The sequence below is a fragment of the Bordetella genomosp. 5 genome, from assembly GCF_002261315.1.
Lineage (GTDB): Bacteria > Pseudomonadota > Gammaproteobacteria > Burkholderiales > Burkholderiaceae_B > Bordetella.
The window spans coordinates 537,562-559,576 of sequence record NZ_NEVP01000011.1; the positions used below are offsets into that span (position 1 = coordinate 537,562).

16 protein-coding genes and 1 tRNA gene are annotated in these 22,015 nt (G+C 57.6%); 5 read left to right on the top strand and 12 right to left on the bottom strand.

Features of this window, described 5'->3' with window-relative positions:
- The first annotated feature begins 4 nt into the window (after positions 1 to 4).
- Complete coding sequence (locus CAL25_RS19565; RefSeq protein ID WP_094803062.1) at positions 5 to 3,193, top strand: type I restriction endonuclease subunit R; 3,189 nt, start codon at positions 5 to 7, stop codon at positions 3,191 to 3,193.
- Between the two features lie 11 nt (positions 3,194 to 3,204).
- Here the strand turns inward: CAL25_RS19565 and CAL25_RS19570 are convergent, their stop codons facing one another.
- Positions 3,205 to 4,197: a GTP pyrophosphokinase gene (locus CAL25_RS19570; RefSeq protein WP_094803064.1), complete on the bottom strand. Its 993-nt coding sequence runs from the start codon at positions 4,195 to 4,197 to the stop codon at positions 3,205 to 3,207.
- Complete coding sequence (locus tag CAL25_RS19575; RefSeq protein WP_094803066.1) at positions 4,194 to 5,291, bottom strand: nucleoid-associated protein; 1,098 nt, start codon at positions 5,289 to 5,291, stop codon at positions 4,194 to 4,196. Before CAL25_RS19575 ends, CAL25_RS19570 begins: the two co-directional genes overlap by 4 nt.
- Before the next feature lie 418 nt (positions 5,292 to 5,709).
- Here CAL25_RS19575 and CAL25_RS24445 point away from each other — a divergent pair, with 418 nt between their 5' ends.
- On the top strand, positions 5,710 to 7,590 hold the full coding sequence (locus CAL25_RS24445) for a hypothetical protein (RefSeq protein ID WP_249279158.1): 1,881 nt from the start codon (positions 5,710 to 5,712) through the stop codon (positions 7,588 to 7,590).
- Between the two features lie 86 nt (positions 7,591 to 7,676).
- Here the strand turns inward: CAL25_RS24445 and CAL25_RS19585 are convergent, their stop codons facing one another.
- On the bottom strand, positions 7,677 to 8,150 hold the full coding sequence (locus CAL25_RS19585; protein WP_094803068.1) for a helix-turn-helix transcriptional regulator: 474 nt from the start codon (positions 8,148 to 8,150) through the stop codon (positions 7,677 to 7,679).
- A gap of 862 nt (positions 8,151 to 9,012) precedes the next feature.
- Here CAL25_RS19585 and CAL25_RS24600 point away from each other — a divergent pair.
- The 3 genes from CAL25_RS24600 to CAL25_RS19600 all read left to right on the top strand — a co-directional run bounded on the left by CAL25_RS24600 (position 9,013) and on the right by CAL25_RS19600 (position 11,241).
- Positions 9,013 to 9,210, top strand: coding sequence for an AbrB/MazE/SpoVT family DNA-binding domain-containing protein (locus CAL25_RS24600; protein WP_094803070.1), 198 nt, complete (start codon positions 9,013 to 9,015; stop codon positions 9,208 to 9,210).
- A gap of 94 nt (positions 9,211 to 9,304) precedes the next feature.
- Entirely contained in the window at positions 9,305 to 9,769 is a 465-nt protein-coding gene (locus CAL25_RS24605; RefSeq protein ID WP_094803072.1) for an NIF family HAD-type phosphatase, read from the top strand.
- 485 nt (positions 9,770 to 10,254) lie between these two features.
- Positions 10,255 to 11,241 (top strand): PIN domain-containing protein, encoded by a 987-nt coding sequence (locus tag CAL25_RS19600; RefSeq protein WP_094803074.1) that lies wholly within the window; start codon positions 10,255 to 10,257, stop codon positions 11,239 to 11,241.
- 243 nt (positions 11,242 to 11,484) lie between these two features.
- Here CAL25_RS19600 and CAL25_RS24105 read toward each other — a convergent pair whose 3' ends face one another.
- The 9 genes from CAL25_RS24105 to CAL25_RS19640 form a co-directional block, all read right to left on the bottom strand.
- Positions 11,485 to 12,804, bottom strand: coding sequence for a hypothetical protein (locus tag CAL25_RS24105; RefSeq protein WP_141217956.1), 1,320 nt, complete (start codon positions 12,802 to 12,804; stop codon positions 11,485 to 11,487).
- Between the two features lie 142 nt (positions 12,805 to 12,946).
- Positions 12,947 to 13,306, bottom strand: coding sequence for a hypothetical protein (locus CAL25_RS19610; RefSeq protein ID WP_094803078.1), 360 nt, complete (start codon positions 13,304 to 13,306; stop codon positions 12,947 to 12,949).
- 319 nt (positions 13,307 to 13,625) lie between these two features.
- Entirely contained in the window at positions 13,626 to 14,135 is a 510-nt protein-coding gene (locus tag CAL25_RS24450; RefSeq protein ID WP_249279159.1) for a hypothetical protein, read from the bottom strand.
- Between the two features lie 140 nt (positions 14,136 to 14,275).
- Positions 14,276 to 15,391, bottom strand: a complete 1,116-nt coding sequence (locus CAL25_RS24455; protein ID WP_249279160.1) for a hypothetical protein — start codon at positions 15,389 to 15,391, stop codon at positions 14,276 to 14,278.
- Positions 15,392 to 16,617: 1,226 nt separating this feature from the next.
- Positions 16,618 to 16,743, bottom strand: coding sequence for a helix-turn-helix domain-containing protein (locus CAL25_RS24610; protein ID WP_432759253.1), 126 nt, complete (start codon positions 16,741 to 16,743; stop codon positions 16,618 to 16,620).
- Between the two features lie 51 nt (positions 16,744 to 16,794).
- A complete protein-coding gene (locus CAL25_RS24615) occupies positions 16,795 to 17,562 on the bottom strand; it encodes a replication initiation protein (protein ID WP_094803082.1) in 768 nt (255 codons plus the stop codon).
- Positions 17,563 to 17,712: 150 nt separating this feature from the next.
- On the bottom strand, positions 17,713 to 18,900 hold the full coding sequence (locus tag CAL25_RS19630; RefSeq protein ID WP_094803084.1) for a tyrosine-type recombinase/integrase: 1,188 nt from the start codon (positions 18,898 to 18,900) through the stop codon (positions 17,713 to 17,715).
- Positions 18,901 to 19,149: 249 nt separating this feature from the next.
- Positions 19,150 to 19,225: transfer RNA gene (locus CAL25_RS19635), tRNA-Lys, on the bottom strand.
- A 169-nt stretch (positions 19,226 to 19,394) separates the two neighbouring features.
- Complete coding sequence (locus tag CAL25_RS19640; RefSeq protein ID WP_249279161.1) at positions 19,395 to 21,869, bottom strand: AsmA family protein; 2,475 nt, start codon at positions 21,867 to 21,869, stop codon at positions 19,395 to 19,397.
- Positions 21,870 to 22,015 lie beyond the last annotated feature (146 nt).

Here is a 22,015-nt window from a genome sequence, read left to right on the forward strand (position 1 = left end):
ATCCATGGCAGCCATCCACACTGAAGAGCAGTTTGAGGACGAAATTTGCGAGGCCATGAAGGCTCAAGGCTGGCTTATTGACGGTCCTCTGCCCTATCAGAAGGGATTTGCCTATGACGAAGGCTACGATCGCCATACGGCTCTGTACCCTGAGGATGCCATTGCCTGGGTGAAGGAAACACAGCCCGACGCCTGGGAGAAGTTCTCCAAGAACCATGCAAAGAACCCAGAGGCTGTGTTCATCCAGCGGCTGGCGGAAGAGCTGGACAAAGACCGCCCGACGATCAAGAAAGAAACGCCACAGCTCTGGGGAACGCTCCACGTTCTGCGTAAGGGCTTCAAGGATATCAACGCCACATTCAAGATGGCGCAATTCGCCCCTAGCAATCGGCAGAATGCCACCACCTGGGAGCACTACAAAAGGAACCGCCTGCGTGTAGTGCGGCAGTTGCATTACTCGATGCACAACCTGTTATGCATCGACTTCGTGCTGTTCCTCAACGGCCTGCCCTTGGCAACCATCGAGCTGAAAACCGACACCACGCAAAATATCGAAGAAGCGATTCGGCAGTACAAATACGACCGCAACCCCATCGACGTAAACACCAGGCAACCCGAGCCCTTGCTATCGTTCGGCAAGAGGGCCCTGGTTCATTTCGCTGTCAGCACTGATGAGGTGCAGATGGCCACTAGGCTGGCTGGCGTAGCCACCCGGTTCCTGCCGTTCAACCGTGGCAACCCAGATGGCATGGGTGGCGCGGGCGCAGGCAATCCATCTGACGACGTATTGGGCTATTCCACCGGATACCTGTGGCACGAGGTGTTCCAGCCTGATGCGTGGTTGACCGTTATCGGCAAATTTCTGTCTGTCGAAGTCTCTGAGACCAAGGACGCCAAAGGTAAAAAGGTATTCAGCACCTCGCTACTGTTTCCGCGCTACCACCAGTGGGATGCGGTCAACCGATTGCTTTCAGCTACCCTCACAGAGGGCGTGGGACATACCTACCTGGTTCAACACTCAGCGGGATCTGGAAAGTCCAACACAATCGGCTGGTTGGCACACCGCCTTGCCTCCCTCTACGACGCGACGGACCAAAAAGTGTTCAGCAGCGTGATCGTAATCACAGACCGCAGGGTACTGGACACGCAATTGCAAGACACCATCTACCAGTTCGACCACCAACAAGGTGTAGTCGAAAAGATCGACGAAAACAGCACGCAGTTGGCCCAAGCCCTGGACAAGGGCAAGCTAATCATCATCACTACCCTACAAAAATTTCCGTGGGTGCTGGACAAAGTTGGGGATTTGGGTGACCGCCGATTCGCCCTGATCCTGGACGAGGCTCACTCCAGCCAAGCAGGCAAAGGCGCGGTGAAACTGCGCCAAGTCCTGACTACGGGAACACAAAGCACACCGTTAAGCGTAGAACTCTCGCCGTCAACAGCGTATGAGGATGCTATCGCCGCCGCACAGGAAGATGCAGAGCTGACGGACGAAGATGTCTTGAACCAGATCATGGCGTCTCGCCAGCGCCCGCCCAACGTGTCGTACTACGCCTTTACAGCAACGCCCAAGCCCAAAACAATGGAGCTCTTTGGGCGGACAGGCGTAGACGGAACACCTGAGCCCTTCCATGTATATTCGATGCGCCAAGCCATCGAGGAAAAGTTCATTCTTGACGTGCTGCGGGGCTACACCACCTATGGTTTCGCCTTCAAGTTGGAACAAGCTGGTGACGACAAGGCGGTAAAGGCCGGTAAGGCCAAAACCAAACTCTTCCGATACGCACAGCTGCACCCGACCAGCATCGCACAGAAAGTCACGGTCATCGTTGAGCACTTCCGCGAGCACGTCATGCACCAACTGGGCGGGCAAGCCAAGGCCATGGTGGTGTCGGACAGCCGCATCGCGGCCGTGCGCTACAAGAAAGCGTTCGACGACTACATCAAGAAGATGAAGTACGCCGACTGCAAAGCACTGGTGGCCTACTCGGGCGAAGTGACGGACGAAGAGTCGAAGGTGCTCAAGGCCAAGGAAGGTGACCTCAACGACTGCAAGGAACACGACGACGGCATCAAGGAGGCATTCAAGACCGATGCCTATCAGCTGTTGATCGTGGCATCGAAGTTTCAGACTGGATTCGACCAACCCAAGCTCTGTGCGATGTACGTAGACAAACGCTTGGACAACGTGCTGGCGGTGCAAACGCTCTCACGCTTGAATCGCATGTACCCCGGCAAGGAAACCACCTTCGTGCTGGATTTCCGCAACGAAGCCGACGGCATCCTCAAAGCATTCCTTCCGTTCTATCGCACTGCGAAGATGTCTGCCGTCACAGATCCCAACCTGGTTCACACATTGCGCCAGAAGCTAGATGACGCAGGCATCTACCTTTGGGAAGAGGTCCTGCAATTTGCCAAGGGGTACTTCGAACCCAAGGGCAAGCAAGCCACGATTCAAGCGCCGTTGAAGAAGGCACACGAACGGTTCAAGGCACAAGCCAAGGAAGTGCAGGATGTGTTCCGTAGTGACGTTTCGTCGTACATCAGCGCCTACGATTTCCTGTCGCAACTGCGCTCCTACGACGATGCGGATCTGGAACGCCTACACGCTTTCTGCCGGATGCTGCTGCCCCGCTTACAAGGAAAGGCTGGTGGCGATGAAGCCCTGGATGAATCCGTGCGGCTGGCGGGATACAAAGTGATCAACGAGCAAAAGCACAAGCTAAACCTCGAAGCGGGATCAGCCGAACCGATGAAGCCGCTGGGAACGGGAGGTGGTCGGGCCTGGGACGACCCAGAAGACCGACTGTCCGCCATCATCAAGAAGATGAATGAGGTGTTCTCGGGCAATCTCTCCGATGCGGATTTCCGCGGGTATGCAACCACTCTGATTGGCAAGATGGTCAACGACCCAACTCTAAAGGAACAGGCCGAGGCTAACGACACGGTTACAGCATTCGCAAATGGCGCCTACGAAACCAAGCTCAACGATGCTGTCGTAGATGCCCTAGAGGGTCACAACGCCATGGCTGACCAGGCATTGAGGCATGAAAAGGTATTCAAAGGGTTGGCGAACCTCTTGGTAGATGAGGTGTACCGACAGTTGCGAGACAAGGGTGAAGAAGCGCTGAGTGGGCTTGACGAGTGGTCATTTCCTGGCGAAATTTCACCGGGATTGGCCAGAAGCTAGCTACCACCTGGTCAGCCGTCGTACTTCTTCCCCAGGTCACTGAACACCTTCGCTAGGTCATCAGTACCGATCGGCCAATTCTCGCGTGTCTGCGCCGCCATCCGTTCCGACAGGAAATACGCTAGCAAAACAGCCGGCTGATTAAAGAAGTGCCGCTGGCCGTTCTGCTCTTTGATCTTGCCGAAAACATAACTCTTGTCTCGCAAAAAGGCTTCCAACTCGTCTATGACGTCTGTTGGCAAGAGATCATTGAATGCGTCAATCACGAGCTGGTTGGAGCGCTCTTGGCCCGGCTCCAAACCTGTGCCATCCCTGTAGGCCGTAGCCAAGTAGTCCAGCAGACTGCGTTGCGGCTCATCTGCGGCAGCCAAATCGCGCATGGCCTGCTCAAAAAACTCATCCGTAGCCTCGATCAGAGCCATGCTCTTCGCCACCGTGCGCTTTACTGACGGCTGCGCAGTAGTCTTCGGCTTGTACAACGTGTCGTGCGTCAACTCACTGTGAGCATGTTGCAGGAGTGTGCGTATCTGCACTTCACATGCGATCCCTTCCGGGATGATCACATCTCCAAACGACAGGCCGGCCTTGGAGCGCAATACGTAATGCACGGACTGGTATGCGAACTCCAAGGGTTTCGCCAGCCGCTCGGCTTCGTAGTCCTTGTCTTTGGACCAATCCCAGAATGCGCCACATTCCGGACTCTCAATAATCGAACAGAACTGGTTGATGTGCGTCGTCAGCAGGACGACGTAGCGCATACCGACCTTGTCAGTAATGTCGCCGTACGGATCCTTGTAGGCCTTCCCTCGATATAGAGCTTTGTCGATCAAGCTCGTGTCGCCTTTCAGGCGTGGCTCCATCGGCACCTTCAGGAAATAACCCAACGGTGTAGGAGCAATTGCGGGTACTAGCCGCCGTTCGATTTCCTGACCGATAAGCGAGGCCCAAGCCCTGTACAGGGGCTTGTCCTTCTCCCATCGCTCCAGGATATCTTTCTCGCTCACTCTTGGTCTCGAATATGCGTCCGGACCGTGATCTTGGTCCACTTAGGAATGTTGCCGTGCTCGTCCGGATCGCCATCAATGGATTCGAGTCGCACGAGGTTCTCGAATTGATCTGCTGGCGCCGTCAGCTTGATGTCATGGCCGAAGGTCAATTTTCTCAGTCTTAACTGACTTTGAACCTCGGACAGATCCTTGTGGATCGCCGTGTCCGGAAAATTCCTTTGCTGCATGTATGCCGTATAGGCATCTTGCAACGGAGCATCTCCTAGGTAGGCCATGGAAAACGCCTCTACCTGAATCGTAGCCGTCTGGTCCGTTTTCAGATAGGTGGTCAGTGCGTTCAAAAGGTCTATCTTGCGTTCCGCATCAATGTCTGCGTTACGAATGAAATCCTTGGTCAAGGAATGGAACTGCTTGGTCTGGAATGCGCTGTTTGACGGGAAATCCAGCCCGAGGAACGTCTCGCGGAAATAGAGCGCCGCCGACAGCTTATTACTTTGCGTAATTTGGTCATCGAAGAGGAATGCACGCCAGCCGTTGGTAGGCTGTTGCTCGGTAGCAGCATCGGGATCCTGCCGCACAAACGCGCCGATCTTGTAGAGCTTCGCCTGGGGTGTGAGGATCAGCTCTTTGAGGTATTCCAGCGTCAGCGTGTTGTTCACCTGCCGCTTTGTAAACCCCCCATGCGGCTCAGCCTTGATAACGCACATGAACGGCCGCGACGGATTGCCACACGTGCCATCGATAACCACGACAATCCCTCCTGGAATTGTTCGGCTGGTTTGCGCGGCAGCCAGCTTGCTAGTGATTGCCTGAGACAAATTCACAAACTGCTCGTCGTTCCCCAGGGACTCAACAATTGCCTTGGCAGACTGCCAAGCACTCTCTGGCCCGGCATCGCTGATTGTCATCTCGACGCCGTGAGAGGACCTCCCCAGCGTATTTGTGATGCGATCTTGAAGAGCATCCCTAGCCTCCTGCGGCAAAGTTAGCAGTTGGGTCCCGTAACTGGGTTCTGCGGGCGCTCTGTCTTCTCCGCGAACAAAGACCTCATGGATAATGATTCGACCGATCGACAGATTCTCAAAGGACATGGCTCGTTTCTTTTCTCTAGTTTCTCAGTGGCACTCGATCTAAAACGACAATAAGACACAACCGCAATTTTTTGATACATGCATTGTACTAGTGCTCCTTGATGCCACCTATTGAATCTCAGGTTTGGAGGCTCCGAAGTGCCTAGACAACTGGGGCGATTAAGTCCTTTGCCCCACACGAAGGTCATTATTCCCACCGGTTGGAGCTATACACACGGCGAGGCATTGATGCCCGCGCCTCCTCGGACCGGAAACAACCTGCGCTCTGACCGCCCACTAATTTTAAGGGTGGGAAACAGTGAACAGGAAAAACTCCAAAATATCAGATGGTTACAGCGCCGTCCGGTATTTCGTCCCGTCGCCTTTACTTGACTCGCAGGCGGCCAAACCAACGGAGGCGCGGGCTCGGAGACGAGCCGTGGCTCAACTTACTTACCAAACCCTTCTCGACAATCAGCAACGCCAAGTGATCGGCGAGGGCCTCAACGAACAGACAGCATCGAACCGCGCGACGGCGTTGCGTGGTTTCCTCAAGGCCAACGGCATCCACATCGACGACGTGGTCGGCGACGAGATGCGGGCCGGTCACAGCGCCGCTCTCGAACGGTTCCTGCTGGGCTTGCAAGAGTTGGGGCAGTCTGCCCGTACCGTGTCCAACACCAAGTCGGCATTCCGCCACTGGAAGGACGCGGTGATCGCCCATGACACCATCCAAGCGGCGCACGCAGGCAAGGCCACTCCCTTTCAGTCGACTCTGGCCGCACTGCTGGAGAACCGGGCGGCAGCCACTGTTGCCAAGCGAGTCGGCATCCCCCGGGACATGATGTACGGCTGGATCAAGGGCAAGATTCCCCGCGGGAACAACGTGAATCACCTTCTGCGGCTGGAAGCGTTCTTCGGCCTTGAGAGGCACAGCTTGGTGCAACTGTCAGGCATGCGGCTGATCGGCCAACGCCAGGCGCGCGTCGGGAAGGCACCAGCCCCTATCGTCTATCGCACGATCCTTGGGGACCTGACGCGCCAGATCTATGGTGAGAAGCCGGCGCCTGAATCTCTCCTGCGTCGTCAATGGACCGAATTCATGCGCTACAAGACGGCGGCAGCATTGCCTGTCGGGCTTCAACGCACGAAGCGGGGAAGGTGGCGGTTCTCGCCGTGCCCTTTGACGGCGACCACGGACGCAAACTGGTGGGCGTTCCTGGACGGGCGCGAGGTGGCCTCAGCCCGCTACGGTTGGGGAAACACCGCGATGTACCTGGGGTGGCTCAAGATGAGCACCGAAGCAGGAGGAGCGGGCCTGAATCCGTCGGAGACGCAATCCATGGCATGGCTTGTTGTGTCTGACTACATCGAGGCCTATCTGGACTGGCGCAAGGCACGCTCAGGTCGGCGTAATCAAGGGGCTAACCAGGCGCTAGCCTTCCTGACGGCCCTGGTCCGTCCGCGATTCGGCTTTCTGCGGCAGCATCCGGAATGGCAAGCCACGCTGCCTAAGCGGTATCGAAAGGAGAAGTGGGAGGCCATGTGTGATCGTCAGTTCGATCTGCTCGAACAGCTTGCCTCGTCGTACTACAACGAAATCGAGGTCTCGCGCGACTCGTTCGAGCCGCTCCGCCACCTCATCGATCAGAAGAATCCCATGGATTCGGTAGCAGACATGATCCAACGAATGCGTGCGGCTCGGCCTGTCGGTGCGGCACCTAGCAAGGAGGCCATCTGGGCTCGCGATTTGGTGCTGATCAAGATCCTTGCGTCCAACCCGCTGCGTCGCCGCAACCTCGCTCATCTCACTTGGCGAGCAGACAACACGGGAGAGCTTTACCAGAAGAGCGACAAATCCTGGTGGATCAGAATTCCGAAGCACAAATTCAAGAACTGGTACGGCGCGGCTCAGGATGTGCCTTACGACAGTCCTGTGCACGCGTCAGCCCGGATCGACATCGAAAAGTACCTGTTCACTCTCCGCCCTATCCTGATGGTGGCACCGACTGACCTGGTGTTTCTGACGCGGAAATCTAGAAAGCCTGGCGCCAAGCACACGCCCTGGGTCGACATGGGCGCAACAGTCAAAACACTGACCGCCAACTATCTGCCTAGCTGCCACGGCTTCGGCGCCCATGCGTTTCGTCATCTCGCTGCTACATCCATCTTGAAAGCCGACGGCGGCGATTTCAAGACAGCCGCACTTGTACTCAACGATCGCGTTGGCACCGTCGAGAAGCACTATGCATTCTTGCGCAGCGGCGAAGGGTCTACGCGAATGGCGGAGCTGCTCGAAAGCGCCTTCAGTCGGATGTGACAGCAGATAGCTGCGGCTTAGCGTCCACCTATGGCCGTGCAAAGGCCCCCACCTCTACCGAGAGTGGGGGCCGAGCTCGTCACCAATCAGTCATGGATCAAGATATGCCGCGCCAACCACCAGGCAGTCGTTGGCCTGAGAATATCTTCGACCTGAGCACGCTGATGCAGCAAAACGATGAGCGACTTCACCGGAACAGGCAACTGATCCAGGTCGGCCAACTCAATTCCTGCCTCGGCCGCCGATGGACTGCCGGAAACCACCGCAAGTCCGGACTCCAACTGCTGCTCCAGCGTAGGTGTCCCCTCGATGAAATCAGCTAGCTCAAGCCGTCCGGCAAGCATAAAGCCAGCGATAGCCGGCATACCGAGATACGCAGCTAACCGCCGCAAATGTTGATCGCTCACTGCATCCATCGCCTTATCGCCGTTCAACAACTGAGACAGGTAGCTCTGACTGACTCCGACGTGAGAGGCCAGCTGCGAAACGGTATGCGAACGTTCGCGCATAGCAACTCGCAATGCGTGTCGGAGCCGAAGGCCCTTATTTCCTTTCTCCATAATTTTTGCCTAATAGAACGGGCACATGCCCACAGGCGTATAGCTAGATGTGGCGCGCGATGAGGCATTGCCGTCAGTGCAATCCCATTGCCCCCAGCAATAAAGACCCCATGCCAAGTAGAGACCAGTAGGCTGGAGCATATTTTCTCGGCCCCCAGATGATCTACTTTCACCCCAACGCTCTTGACACCTCTGACCTAGGTGATCCGGCAAAGCGACTCCTTCACACAATGATGGCCATCGGAATCGAGTTAGGCGAGAGAGACCATCATCGCGTGGAGGCTGAGGAACTTCTTCGACGAGCAGAGCTGCCACGAGACAGTCGATCGCAAATGCGGGACCTGCTCATCGAATGCACGAAGGCCTTGGGTTTGCTTGAGCCGGAACACGACAGCGACGACGACGCGCTAGACGCAAGCTGCCCTGTCTTCCAATATGTCGCCCAAGACCATGATGAAGTGATCTACCGACTGTGGCGGCCCATTTATGGACTGTCGGCGTCAGAACTGCAACGCCTGCTTCCTCTACGGCCGCACAAGTTTGTCCCGCTTCTTCCGACGCGAATCGCAAACGAAAGTGCGTCATTCAACACTCGTGCCGGATCCGCCCAAGGCTGGCCAGGAAGCAACGAGATGATCGAGACCTCAAACCCAAACCACACATGCCAGGCAAACGCAGGAGCCGCTGACTCTGACCGACCTATCGACCTGAACGAGGCCATTCGAACACTCTGGCGACTCGCTCATGAGGACGGGGACTTGGGCGCGGAATACTGGAACTCAGTCATAGACCTCCTCAAATCAGCCAACTCGATGCGTTCGGAACTCCAAAAACTTCGGGGAAGTGACAATGCATCTAAAGCATGACGGATGAGAGGACCTCAGCGAAGCTGAGCACCGGAGGCAGGGTGACAATCCCACGCGCGATCCGCGAACAACTGTCTCTTAGGCCTGGCGACAGACTGCAATTCGAACTACGCGCAGATGGCACGTTAGAAGCTCGTGTTGCCACAAAGGAAAGCGAAGTGCCCGCTGCCCGTGAGGATGGCGGCCAAGAATGAGCTCCATAGTCCTCCCGGCGCGGCCTGCCTCCACTTCAAGTGCTGGAGCATGTCCTCAGTATTGCCACCCTTCCCTTTGAGACAGGCCTCACCTATGTTTCGCCCCAACATCCTTGCCCTCGACTTAGAAGGCACGTTAATTTCTAACGCGGCGAGCCAAATCCCTCGACCTGGACTCAACGAGTTCCTGATTCAGTGCTATGAGATCTTCCCGAGAATCGTGATGTACACGACGGTAAGCGAATCGAGGTTTCGCCCAATCGCAGAACTTCTCGTTGATGAAGGCCTGGCACCCGACTGGTTTGCACAAATTGAATACGTGCGGTGGAAGGGGACTACCAAGGACTTGGCATGGATCCCTGGCTCAACGGTTCAGCAATGCCTTCTTGTCGATGACTTCGAAGGATATGTCCATCCCGGGCAGCATTCTCAGTGGGTGAGGATCGGTTGTTTCGAACATCCCTATGAGCCAGCTGACCAGGGGCTCGCGCGTGCACTACTGGAGCTACGCCAACGCCGAGTTGAACCTCCCGTAAACTCACGCCCGATACCGTCCTGATGGTCGCCGACGTGGCTCTCAGATCTAGCATTCCAGAGTGTCAACTCTGCGGCCAGACTGATTGGAAGATTGGCGATCACTCTGGGCCTTCTAGGCAGTTATCGCACTACAACATTCAGGGCGTCGCTCTCTCTACTGCGTCATCTCGACTTCCAACGGGCATGGCGTAGGTCACCCAACAAGTCCGGGCAGAGAATGCTGATGATCATTGAGCAACCTATTCAACCGACATTCGCCGAAGGCCAGAGGGTACCGGCAGGGGATCACTCTCACAGGGCTCCGAAATGTGTGTGTGGGGGGGGTAAGTAGGGGACAGTCACGAACGACGGCTCACGGCTAAAAGCCGGTCAGCCACGGTAAACTGTTGAGCGCCTGCTTCAGACTGGTGAGAATTGTTCGCGTTCGATGCCTGGACGATCGGTCTGGTCAAGACTGGTCAACGACAGACAGGCGATCATTGTGGGCTACTAGCTCAGAAACCGTAAATGCGCCTATTTCTTGATACGAATGTCTGGAGCTATGTAGCTGACTGCGGGGCGGCTAGCGATCTCGCGCGCGTTGCGAGGCGTTCAAAAGTCGAGATTGTCGTTTCTCCAGCAATCGTGGATGAAGTGACGGCACTACCCAATGAGGGTGCCCGCAAGAAAGCGTTGGCGTTGGTCACCGATCCGCAGTGGAAACGACTAATGCCCGAGTCCTTCTCGGAGTCCGTCGAAGTCAAGAAGGAAATTCTTCGGCTTCGCCCGGCATGGAAGGTCACGTCACCAAAACTTGCAGAAGTAAACCGCTTACGTTATGACTGGGTGCGTCGGAGTGGCGGCTTCTGGCATCGTGCACGCGCGAGCGTCGCATCGCAGGAAACTGATGAGAGCCTTCGCGCTGATCGCGAATTCGCGCTTGCAAAGGAGGAGTCCTACCAAATCCGCCAGCGCTTGGTCAGCGCAAGGCCGGCAGCTAACACGCATCTACAGTACGTCGCTGGGCTTCCCGACGCTGGAACCGCTGGCTGGTCGGGTGATCCAGTGCACTACTGGCGAGTGCCGAGTTTGTACTTCTTCCAAAGCGAATTACTCATCTACGCCAGCCCCGTGCGTGAGTGGATCGACGCGGAAGTCGATGTCGCGGCGATGATGAGTGATTCGGCTTCGATGAATCGCCTTTGGCTTCATGAGATGGATCCTCACAATGTGCCCCGCCAATGGCTGCGCGGCGCGTTCGAGTTCCTCCAGGCTTGGCATAAGGTTACTGACGGCACGCCGGGTGATTCACGACTTGCGACTCACCTTGTTGAGGTCGACCAGTTCGTCTCAGCTGACAAGAACTTCGTCCGATTCGCAGAGCGCTGTCGCGTCGAAGCGCCTTTCCGCCTTGCGCAGGCAAGGCGTATATCGGGAGGGCGTGAGGGCGTCGATCAATTGCTGGCACTGGTCGCCGAGCCGCGAGCGTCAACAGCGGGGCTAACGTCTCCATAAAAATCACACTGCTGGCCTATATGCCGCCCGCACGCGGCGCAGCCCAGCGTCCGGTATAAGCTGAAACCCGGTCATGTATGTTGCTAAGCCCGAAACGGCAGCGTCGACCAGAAGCGGTCGGTCCCTGGGGGCTGCGGTTGCCTCGGGTTCTGCGCCTCCTCCTATTGTTTTCGATGGACGCCAACCGGTCAGTCGGCAAGACTTGCTTGGAGATGGTCCTTGGCCCATACGCGGAGCAGACGCTTAACGCGTTGCAGTGTAACCAGCCAGCGGCACGCCCGTTTCCAACAACTCGTCGAGCAAAGTTTCCCTACTTAAAGGTAGGGTGATGGCCCTGTCGGCCAACTCGGCTGCGGCACGTCGGGCGAGACTGCGTGCGCGGATCCTTTGCGTGGCTGAGACAGGCTCGATGCCCGCTCGCCCGTGGAGGAAGACGCTCCGAAGATGAAACAGCTCCTCATACTGTTGTGCTGCATCGGGAGTGCGGAGTAGTCCGGCCAGCCTGGCAGCTACTCGCTTTGCTCCCTTCAGCCGTCGATACGGACGATTCCCGGGGCCATAGTCAGCTTCGGTGCCAACTGCTGCTTCAATGGTCGTCATGTGCGCGAGGAATTCGTCGATCCCATTGGCTTGGAATCCTCTAACCAGGAAGTGTTGAATTGGGGTTTCGAATAAAGAAGTCGACTTAGCTTGTTCGAGCTTCCCCCAATAGGCGTGATCCCACCTAGCCAGTTGTGCTGCTACGTTGAAATGCAGGTGGATTTGCTCGGGAGTATCGGTCTCGTGTTCGTTGCCTTCCGGGTCGAGGTAGATATTAGGGTAGATGCTGAGTCTGTCGGGATTTGGCGGCATCACGGGGGATGTGAAGAGATCTGTGTCCTGCGTGTATACCCACGGGATTTCGAATCCAAAGATGTTGCTCTGCGGATACGATACCCATTGCTCCCAGGGAGCTAGTAACAGGAAGAAGAGAGCATCTTCGACTGCGCGTGGCCAGCCATTTTCGTGTGGCTTCAGCACACCTCTGTCTGGTTCAAGGAATTGATCTAGGAAAAAGCTGGACCTTCGTCCCGGGGAGCTTTCAATAGAGTAAGTCTCTTTGACAATCAGCCACTTAACCATGGAGAGACGGTGAAGGTCCATTCCGTTAGTTACATGATGAGCTGCGAGTCGTTGGGCATCCAGGGCGACACCAAGCTCTTGAGGCGTGAAGTTCCGCACTACTGCTTCGCCAAATGCCAGATCCGGCCAGTCATCAGCCAAATCCAATGGACAGTAGTGGATGCGCATCCGATGAGTGCAAGTACACGCATCTATCAGCTGGGCTGCGACGTCTTCAAGATTGTCCGGCGAGACCGCTCCCCCTGTCGATGCCGGAAGGCCAAGAGACCTGAGCGCGTTGAGGAAGGCGAATTGATGTCCAAAATATTGCGCCGCACCGTCGGTGTACGGCCCGCAGGCTTCTATGACTTTCGCTAGTTCTGGAGTAGAAAAAACGCCACCCCGGTACCGCGGCGCCGCGATCCATAAGTCCTGTAGGGCTTTTAAGAGGTGCTGGTCCATCTCTCTACTTCGACAGATAACGCGCCTATCAGTAATAAGCGCCAACGGATTAGATTCGGCTGGGAAGATATGTTCAATTCCAAAGCGCAATTGACAAGATGAAGTCCGATTCTTTGTCTTGAAGTTCAGCCTGAGTGCAAATTCAGTCGCGAGACAAAACCAGCTTTCCGCCGGCATTGGAAACAACTTTGTACCTGCGCAAGGAGTTGAGAGCGCCTACACCACCGGCAGCGACTGCGATACTTACCGCCGACAAAGCGGTAGGGAGCCCAAGTACTGTGACGGCACCTATACCAACGGGCCCGCTGACTGGCGCACCAGCCCCGCCAGTACCTAAAGTGATAGCTACCGCAATGCCAATTGCGCCGATGGCGACTACCCAGGCAACCGTGCCTGTTGCTTTGATTCTGAGAACCTTATTTTGCAGGTCACCTTCAATTTCAATGGTGTCTTGATCATTCTTCAGTGCTTCTCCAAGCTCTTCCTCAGTTCGAACTGTCATGATTCTTCCGATTGTTAATAATTCGATTTCTATGCTGAATGTGAAATATTATTACGTAGTTTAACACCACAAAAGTAAGCCGCGTTGGTTGTAAATTTAGTGTCGTCGCGTCTGGGCAAATCGGAAAATTTTCAGAGCTCAATCAATGGCCAACGAAAAATCCGATGGCCGAAAGGGGTCCGCCCCCAGACAGAGGCCCCTGCCGGCCAGGAGCAGCCGGTCACCGCAAATGAAAGCGGACGTTCAATGTGAAGGTGAGCAGCGCCTTGCCGCAACTTGTCCGAGTCCACCGACCTGTTATGCGGCATTTGCGACGCCCTCACGGACTCGCGTTCTTCTCGAAGAGTAGCTTGCCGATCCACCACACGGCGCGCCCGACGTTGTGGATAAGTTGCTCGCCCTGGCGCAGGCACGAGAAATTCTCGTCGATCCCGGCGAGTTTCAGGGCGTCCCCAATCTTCGATCCAGTCGGATGCGCATCGCCGACTCTCATCTCATAAGCGCCGACTATGGGACCAAGCACCGTTCGCGCTCTATCCTCCCCGACTTGCTTGGCTAGTACGTCCTGAAGGAGTTTGTTGGAGCCAAGCTTGTCCTTCTCCTTGTGAGTCGAGAGATTACGGAGCTCTCGAACGTTAAGGCGATCCGAAAAGACTCTGATGATCTCCTTCGCGAGACGCAGCAATGAGGCTTGGTCCTTGCTGTGAAAGCGAGATACCTGCTGCATGGCTGAATCGTCGTCGATACTGTGGCTGAACAACTCAACCCCAAACTTGTTGCGGAAGCCCTGTTCGAGCATTCGCATGCTCACAAAGAGCAACTCTTCCACGGCATGTGTGGACGCCGGTTGCGCCTTAACTTGCGCAGATAGCAGTTCTCCTGAGACCTTCCCATCGGGAGGAACGTTGTGTGCTGCCCAGATATGCTGCTCCCACGCCGCGAGCCGAGCGATATCGTAGGCGTAGACAGTTAGCAAGTCAGCGGAATTGATACCGAAATGCGTGCGTAGCCAGACGTAGACCCAATGGCACCAGTCTCTGCGGTGTACCACTTGAGGGAGAAACCTCGACGACCGAGTAGGTCGGTCACCACGCTTGTGCGAAACCATAGCCAGCGACCAATATCTTCAGAGTCGAGCACTGAGGACGCCGCCCTTGTTCCATCAGTCTCAATGATGAAGTGCGGCAAAGATTGATCGGTGTCGCCGCGAACCCGCACGGTCACGCCTCGGTGATCGATCCATTCATCTTTCCAGAACTCACCTTCAACGCGGACTCCGTCGGGCCCGGATCGGACGCCTTCCGACTGCTCGGATTCTGTGTTGTCGTCCCTCTCCGGTCCCAGCACTGGAGCGTCTTCTTCCTCATCGACATCAGTTCTCCAGATGCGGAACGACGCCCAACTTCCGCCATAGACGTCATTGAGGCTTCGACTGAGGAGTTCAAAGCCACCGCCATCTCGATCGTCCTGATGGTTCTCCAGCCCTTCGTACTCAGCGCCTTCAAGCGAACCTACATTTTCAACACGTTGCCGATAGTAGGAGAGACGTAGCGCTAGACCTCTGGCGGCAAGATAATCAATCAGAAACTCTCGTTTGATCTCGATAAGCCGATAGCTGCCATCATCATCAAAAAACTCGCGAGCGACGACAACGAAGTCTTCCTCCGGCCTCACCCAGTTGTTGCCTTCCTTAACTAGGCGGAGCGCGATGACAAGGTCTGGATTCAATATCCACTTTGTGCCTCCGACGACAGGCTGGTCATGCACGAATACCAGCTCAACTCCAAACGGCTCTTTGTCGTTGTACTGGTACTGGTCTACCGGCGAGTAGTAGCCATCCTCATATGCGTACGGTCGCGCGCTGTGGCCGATGCCCAGATCGCTCCAGCCCAGTGTCTCTGCGAATTCTCGGTGTTGCGGAGGGAACGCGACCGATCCACAGCCAAAGAACTCGCTGACATAGCCAACTTGAGTAACCAGAGCTTTGCCCTGCTCAGCATCTTGTGATGCGCGCAGCGGCACCCATGTCGCGTTCGCAAAGGATCGGCGCGTCTCGCGTGTTTGAAGAATCCAGTCTCTGTTCATTTTCTGGTCACTTAGAGTCAGAGGTGTTGCGCCGTCTCGGTCGGTGACCAATATGGCTGTTCAGGCCGCGCCGTGGACCGCCGCAGCTTCCTTAAGCCGCAGCCCCCCGCAAAACCTACGAAATAAACCAGGACGTGCGGGATATTCTGGACATTGACTTCTCCTGGAAGAGGCTCGCGACAAAGGTTTGCACGGGACGACCCAGTCAAAGGTACGAATATAAGAATTCCGTGAAACCCGTCACACGCCAACTTGCCACACTATAGATTGCTAGTAGGCGGAGACCGGAATTTCCAACAGTAGCGGGCGGCAAATCGATGGCAGCTTCAGGGTGCCGTTGCTCAACGGAGGCTCAGGGTCGGAAGCGGACGACGTCAATGGTCCTGACTGCCCTGCTCTGGCCGGGAGCTGAACGGCCTGGGATAAGCTGTTACCTGACATGGCTCGTGCATCGCACTAGAAGCTCACCCGCCTGAAGTAAGTCAGTATGTCAACCAACCGTCATTGGGTTGGGTAAGGGATCCCCCAGCTTGTCCCACCCCACCATACGTGCAGTTCCGCATTCTGCGGCTCCCTGTGCGCCCATCCCAAGGTGAGAAGGCCGTTCAGATAAACATCGAATCACTCTCGCTCAGTAACGCGCTTGATTCGGGCTTCGTGGTGGCAACCCAGTGTTAACCGCCGTATAGCGAGTCCACAAACTTGCAATAGCGATATCTATGGAGGGACCCGATCACACCCTCACCGTTGAATAGGCGAGAAGCGCCCCAAGTTCGCTGTTACCTGATATGGTTCGTGCATCACCGAAACGCTTGCGGAAATCCGATCAAACCAAGGCGCAGAAGCTTTGTTGTCTGCCTACTGACATCAGAGAAAGCGAACCGTGCAGCGTTGTGAGTGGCGAGGCCCCATAAGCCAAAGCAGGGCTGAGCTTTGAACCACCCAAAGGAAAGGCCCACGCTATGCATGGGCCCTGTTTAACTCTTCGGAACGGCGCCCGCAAAATGCTATTCGCAAATTGCGCCTCATTGAGGCACCCCGTTCGACTGGACAGCTACGCTGAGTGACTCCAGTCCTGTTCCACAAGCCTCGACCGTAATGTCACTCCGGCCGGACTCATCGTCGATTTCAGCCTCGCCAGTATATCAACGGAGTTCGGCGAGTGCGCAGACACACGAGATCAATTGCCGTCACCATCCACAGAGGCAAATCCCGGCAGGCCCATATCAAGCCTCACCGGCTTCTTTAGCCCGCAACCATCTGACCACGGTGGATTGGTTCACATCCAGCTGCCCTGCCACTTGCCGCGAGGTCAAACCAGAGGCGGTCAGCATCGCAGCCCTCTCCCGCAGCTCCTGAGTGGCGAACCTTCGCGCGACGCCAGAGGCTCGCCCTCGAGCAGCCTAGATAGCCCGGAAGTCACCTGGCGTAAATCGCTTCCACACCCAGCGAGAGACGCTGCGTGCAATGCTCTTCACCTCTCCGAAGTCCAATGGGGCAGGGAAAGTTCGGTTCAGGGACTCAGCCTCCCGCAGGAGCCATTCATAAAAAAGCTCGTCTCCCGCCGGTCGCCAGAACGCCTTTACCTGCAAGTACGCCTGCTGTCTCAAGCCTTCGAATAACCAGCAATTCCGCCCCAAGGCGGCATAGTCCGGATTGATTCGATCTGCTCTCATCTCCTCCAAGCGAGGCAGCTCAACATATTCAGCGAGTTCACTGAGCTCGTATTGAACGTCGTTCGCGGGCTGCCATAGATGCCAGTTAGCATGCAACGGATTCTTCGCCAGAGGGCCTCGAAACGCGCGATCAGCGACAAGCTTACGGTTGTAGGCGTACTCAATGGCCGCAAGATAAGCCAAGGGCTTCTGACGACCGGCGTCCGTTTTGCAGACTGGACTGGTAAGCGCATATCCGTAGTGCGCATGGCCGTTGGAGGGATTTACGGCGACATACGTGGGAGGAGGGAGATTACAGTCGTCCCAGGTGTGAGACGCTTCCCCCTTGTCGATATCAAACTGGAGCCAGTACACATGCGCCGGCGGGTTGAGTTGAATGTAGGGTTCCGTTAAGGCAGTCGCTAACGGCCGAACACGGCAACGGTCTTTCTCTGGTCCACACCACGGCCGACGTGGCGCAGACGCTTCAATGCGAGCAAGCAAAGCTGCTGACATGGCACGCCTAAATGACGTGCCGCAACGAATTCAATGTTTCCTAACTGAGCAGCAATATGTCCTCGCCGCTGCGGCGGGTTTTATCTTGATCGTTGGCGGACGAGCAGACCTCTTCCGCTGCCCGCCAACAATCCCTATCAGATGCCCAAACTAGGCAATAGCGCGAGTCCGCGATGGCAGATCACGCAAGAACTGCACTCGAATGACGTTGCTCGTGGTCGGGTCGCCAACGCGCTGGACAGGCACATCCAGCGTCGGCCCAGAAGCCAATTCGATAGCCCTGGGCACAGCCAGAGCATTCGGCGAACCGGGTGACGGTTCCGATCTAGCCGCCTCCACGGCACGCATTCGCGTCGCCAATTCCTGTGCGGTCGGGTTGTAGTACCTCATGGCCATTTGCAGCGTTTTCCAGCCCATGATCTTGGCCAGCTCCTGAGGCATCATGTGCGGAGCCAAGCGAGTCGCCGCTTCGTGACGAAGATCGTGAAAGTGCAAGTCGACCAGACCAGCGGCAATGCAGGCTGCTTTGAAATCGCAATCTAGCTTGCCGGTCTCGTGATAGCCCTTGGTGACCTTCTGAGTCGAACGAGGAAGGCTCTGAAGGACGCGTACAGCCTCGAGGTTCAAGCCCACTGATCGCTTGCTGCCATTGCGGGCCTTAGTCAGGTTCATGACGCCACCCTTCAGATCAACCTGTGACCACTCGAGAGTCAGCAGTTCACCGGCACGCAAACCTGTGGCCAGCGAGAGTCGAATGCATGCTTCCAGCCAAACTGGTTGCCGAACGCGCTCGACGCTGACTTCCAAGAGGAGCCGGGCCTCCTCATCCCCACGAAGCCGGCGTTCACCGCCCTCTGGAGCAGAAGGTCGCCTCACGTCCTTCAAGGGATTGTCGAGTGGCCAGTTCCACTCTTTCTTGCAGATCGTGTACAGATGCGAGAGCAGCGCCAGCTCCAGCCGCACGGTGTTAGCGCTGCCTACTTGTGCGGTCCGCTCATTACGGTACTTGGCAAAGTCAGAGGACTGAAGAGTGCTCAGCTCACGCCTGGCCAGTGGATGCTTTTTCAGCAGTCGAATTCGATTGCGCTCGTTGCGCTGCCCGCCTACGGCCTTGGTCGGGACGACTTCGTCCATGTAGCGGTCCAAGGCATCGCCGAGGGTCAGTTTCGCGACGGGGCGCAGGTCTCTGAATTTCCCCTCGTCCATTTGCCCCTCGTGCTTTCGCTCCCACCGTTCGGCGTCGTCTTTGGTCAAGAACGTCTGGGTTTGCCGCGGGAAGCCTTTACGACGAATGTCTGCTTGGTACTGGTACTCTCCGCGCTTTTGAATGTTAGCCATGCTGCTTATCTCACAATTTGAGGATTGAGGTATAAGCGCCAACGCGGGTGGACCCTTGCTTCGCGGGGCTCCGATTCGCCGAAAACTGCCAGCAAATGGAGGCAGAAATTTTTTCTGTAACAGCGCTCGAAGGTCGCTGCCAGAGTCCGCCAAAACACCGGAGTGCGTTAGAAGTGCGGTCAAAATTCCCAGAAAGCAAAAAGCCCACCGTTTCCGGTGGGCTAAGCGCTTGATACTACTAGAGAATTCTGGTGGGCTGTGAGTGGCTCGAACACTCGACCTACGGATTAAGAGTCCGCTGCTCTACCAACTGAGCTAACAGCCCGACGCATGCAGTGTTATCCAACTTCGCGACCAACAAGACTTGCCTGTCAGCCCCGCCGCAGAACTGCTGCAATTGCGAGAGGCCGAATCATACATGATTTTTTGATCTTGTCCAACTCACCCCGGATTTTTACAAATTCGTGGCACCCGCCGGTTCAGTGCCGCATCCCTCACTTCTTCGCCGGCGCGGGCTTCTTGGCCGGCGTCTGCTTCATGCGCGCGAACAGCTCGGCGCATTGGTTGCCCTCGTCGTTGTTGCTCGGCGCGATCAGCGCCAGCAGGCCGGCGGCCGGGGTGAGCACCACGCCCAGCGCCACGGCGCCCGCGCCGCGCGCGGCCAGCGGGAGCGCGTGCACGCCGGGCTTGGGATCCTTGAACGTACCGCGCACATACAGCGGCGAGCGCAGCGAGAAGATGCGAAAGCCCTTGCTGTCCGGCGTGATGTCCAGATCCATCTGCTCGTTCTTGAAGTTGATGGTGCCGTCGACCGTCACCAGCGCGTTCTCGGTGTCGAACACGAACAGATTGGTCTTCATGAGACCGGACTTCATGCTGAGGTCGGCCGCGCCGCAGTTGATCTTGACCTCGTCGTCGCCGAACAGCTTGTTGACCACGTAGTTGCCCACGTTGAGGCCGGCGATCTCCATCAGCGAGCGGCTGATCACGCCATCGTTGACGAGCAGTTGCACGTCGCCGTTGGCGGTGCCCAGCAGCGCCGCGATCGAGTTGCCGGTGCCGGCCAGGTTGGCGTCGCCCTGCAACTGGCCCAGCGTCTTCTGCATCGACTCCACCTCGGGGAAGAGTTGCTTGAGCTGCAATCGTCGCACCGAGATGCGGGCGCGGCCGTCCATCGGCGCCTTGGAGCCATCGAGGCGCACCGACGAGGTCAGCCGCCCGCCCGCCATGCCGAAATTGAGCGGATCGACGTTCAGCACGCCGTCCTGCAACACCACGCGCGTGTCGAGGTCCGACAACGGCAGCTTGCTGCTGTGGATGATGCGGCCCGCCGCGAGTGCGACGTTGGCGTCCATGTCGCGCCAGCGATCGGTGCGGAACTCCTGCACCGGCAGGGCCTTGTCGGCGGGCTGCTTGGACGCCTTCTCGCCTTCGGCACGCACGGTCTTGGCCGTCGTGCCGGCGCCCGATTGCACGCCGATCAGCGGCCCGAGGTCTTCCATGCGCAGCTGGCGGGACGTGAGCTTGCCCGTCAGTTTGGGCCGGGGCGCCTGCAGCGCGAAGCGCAGATCGCCGTGCAGGTCGCTGGCGCCCACCTTGCCGTTGAAGTTGCGGTAATCGAACACCGGGCCCTGCGGATCCTGCAGATTGGCCGTGAGGTGGCCGTCGGTGGAATACGGCGGTGTGTCCGGCAGCGTCACGCCGGTGAGGGGATACAGGTTGGCCATGGAATTGCCCGCGAGCTTCAGGCGCAGGTCCAGCGCGCCCAGGCTCAGCGGATCGGTCACGGTGCCGATGATGGCGGCCTTGGTCGAACCGGCGCTGACGTCCGCCTGCACGGGGAACGGCACATTGCCGTCACGCAGGGCCAGCAGACCGCCGATCTTGCCCTCGCCTTGCACGGCGAGGTCCTTGTACTTGCCCTTGACCTTCCAGCCGAACAGGTAGTCCGGGGGCGGCTGCTCCTTGCGCGCCTCGGCAACGGCATCGGTGGTCTTGGCATCGCCGGGCTGGCCGGCGGCGTCCGCGGAGTTGCCCGTCGCTCCGTCCGCCGGCTTGTCGCCGGGCTTCGCGGCCGAGGTGGCGGCGGTCTTGTCCGCCGTCCGGACGTCCGCGGGCTTCGCGCCGCTGGCCTTCGCGGGGGCTTCGGCCCCGGCCTTGTCCGTCGCCTTGTCGGACGCGGCAGCGGTCTTGTCCGCGGCCTTTTCGGGTGCCTTGCCGGCGGGCTTGTCGGCGGCATTCTCGCCGCGCTTGGCGTCCTTGGCGTCCTTGCTTTCCTTCGTGTCCTTGGCGTCCTTGGCGTCCTTGCTTTCCTTCGCGTCCTTCGCATCTTTCGCGTTCTTGCCGTCGCCGTCCTTCTCGCCCGGCACCGCCGTCGGCCCGCCCGCGATCTCGGCAAACGGAATCGGCTTGCCCAGCGGATCGATCAGCACCTCGAGGTCGGCCTTGAGCGGCACGTCCTTGTAGGTGATACGCCCCTGGTCGAAGCCGATCGCATCGATGTCCATGGTCCAGGGCGACGGCTCGCCGCTCTCGGGCATCTTGAACACCCAGTTCGCCTCGCCATCCTCACGGCGCTGCAGGTCGACCTCCGCGCCCGTCAGCTGGATGCTGCGGATGCGCACGGTACGCACGATGAGCGGCAGCGGCGACAGGCGGAACGACGCCTCATTCAGCTTGGCGAAGGTGGGCGCCTCGGCCCAGGGCGCGTTGCCGACGGTCAGATCCTGTGCACGCACGTGCGGCCACGGCACGAGGCCACGCCAGCCGCCCTCCTCGGGATCGCGCGCCCACTTCACGCTGAGGTCGCCATTGATGGCGAAGGGACGGCCGATGGCGGCGGACACCTTCTCGTTGATCGTGGGCTTGAAACGGTTCCAGTCCAAGGTGGCGATCACCACGACCAGGACAACCGGGATCAACAGCAGGATCACCAGGATGCCAATCAGGGTTTTGCGTGTACGCGTCATTGTCTGTCCGCCTTTTTTCTTAGCCAGGCTCCGCTGCGCGAAGCACCCTCGATGCCGCAGCGGCCAGCGCATCCCGGGCGCAGCTGGGCTGCGATCCGTCACCGAATGCCGCTCAAATCAGGGTAGCGCAGACCTGTCCCCGGCAC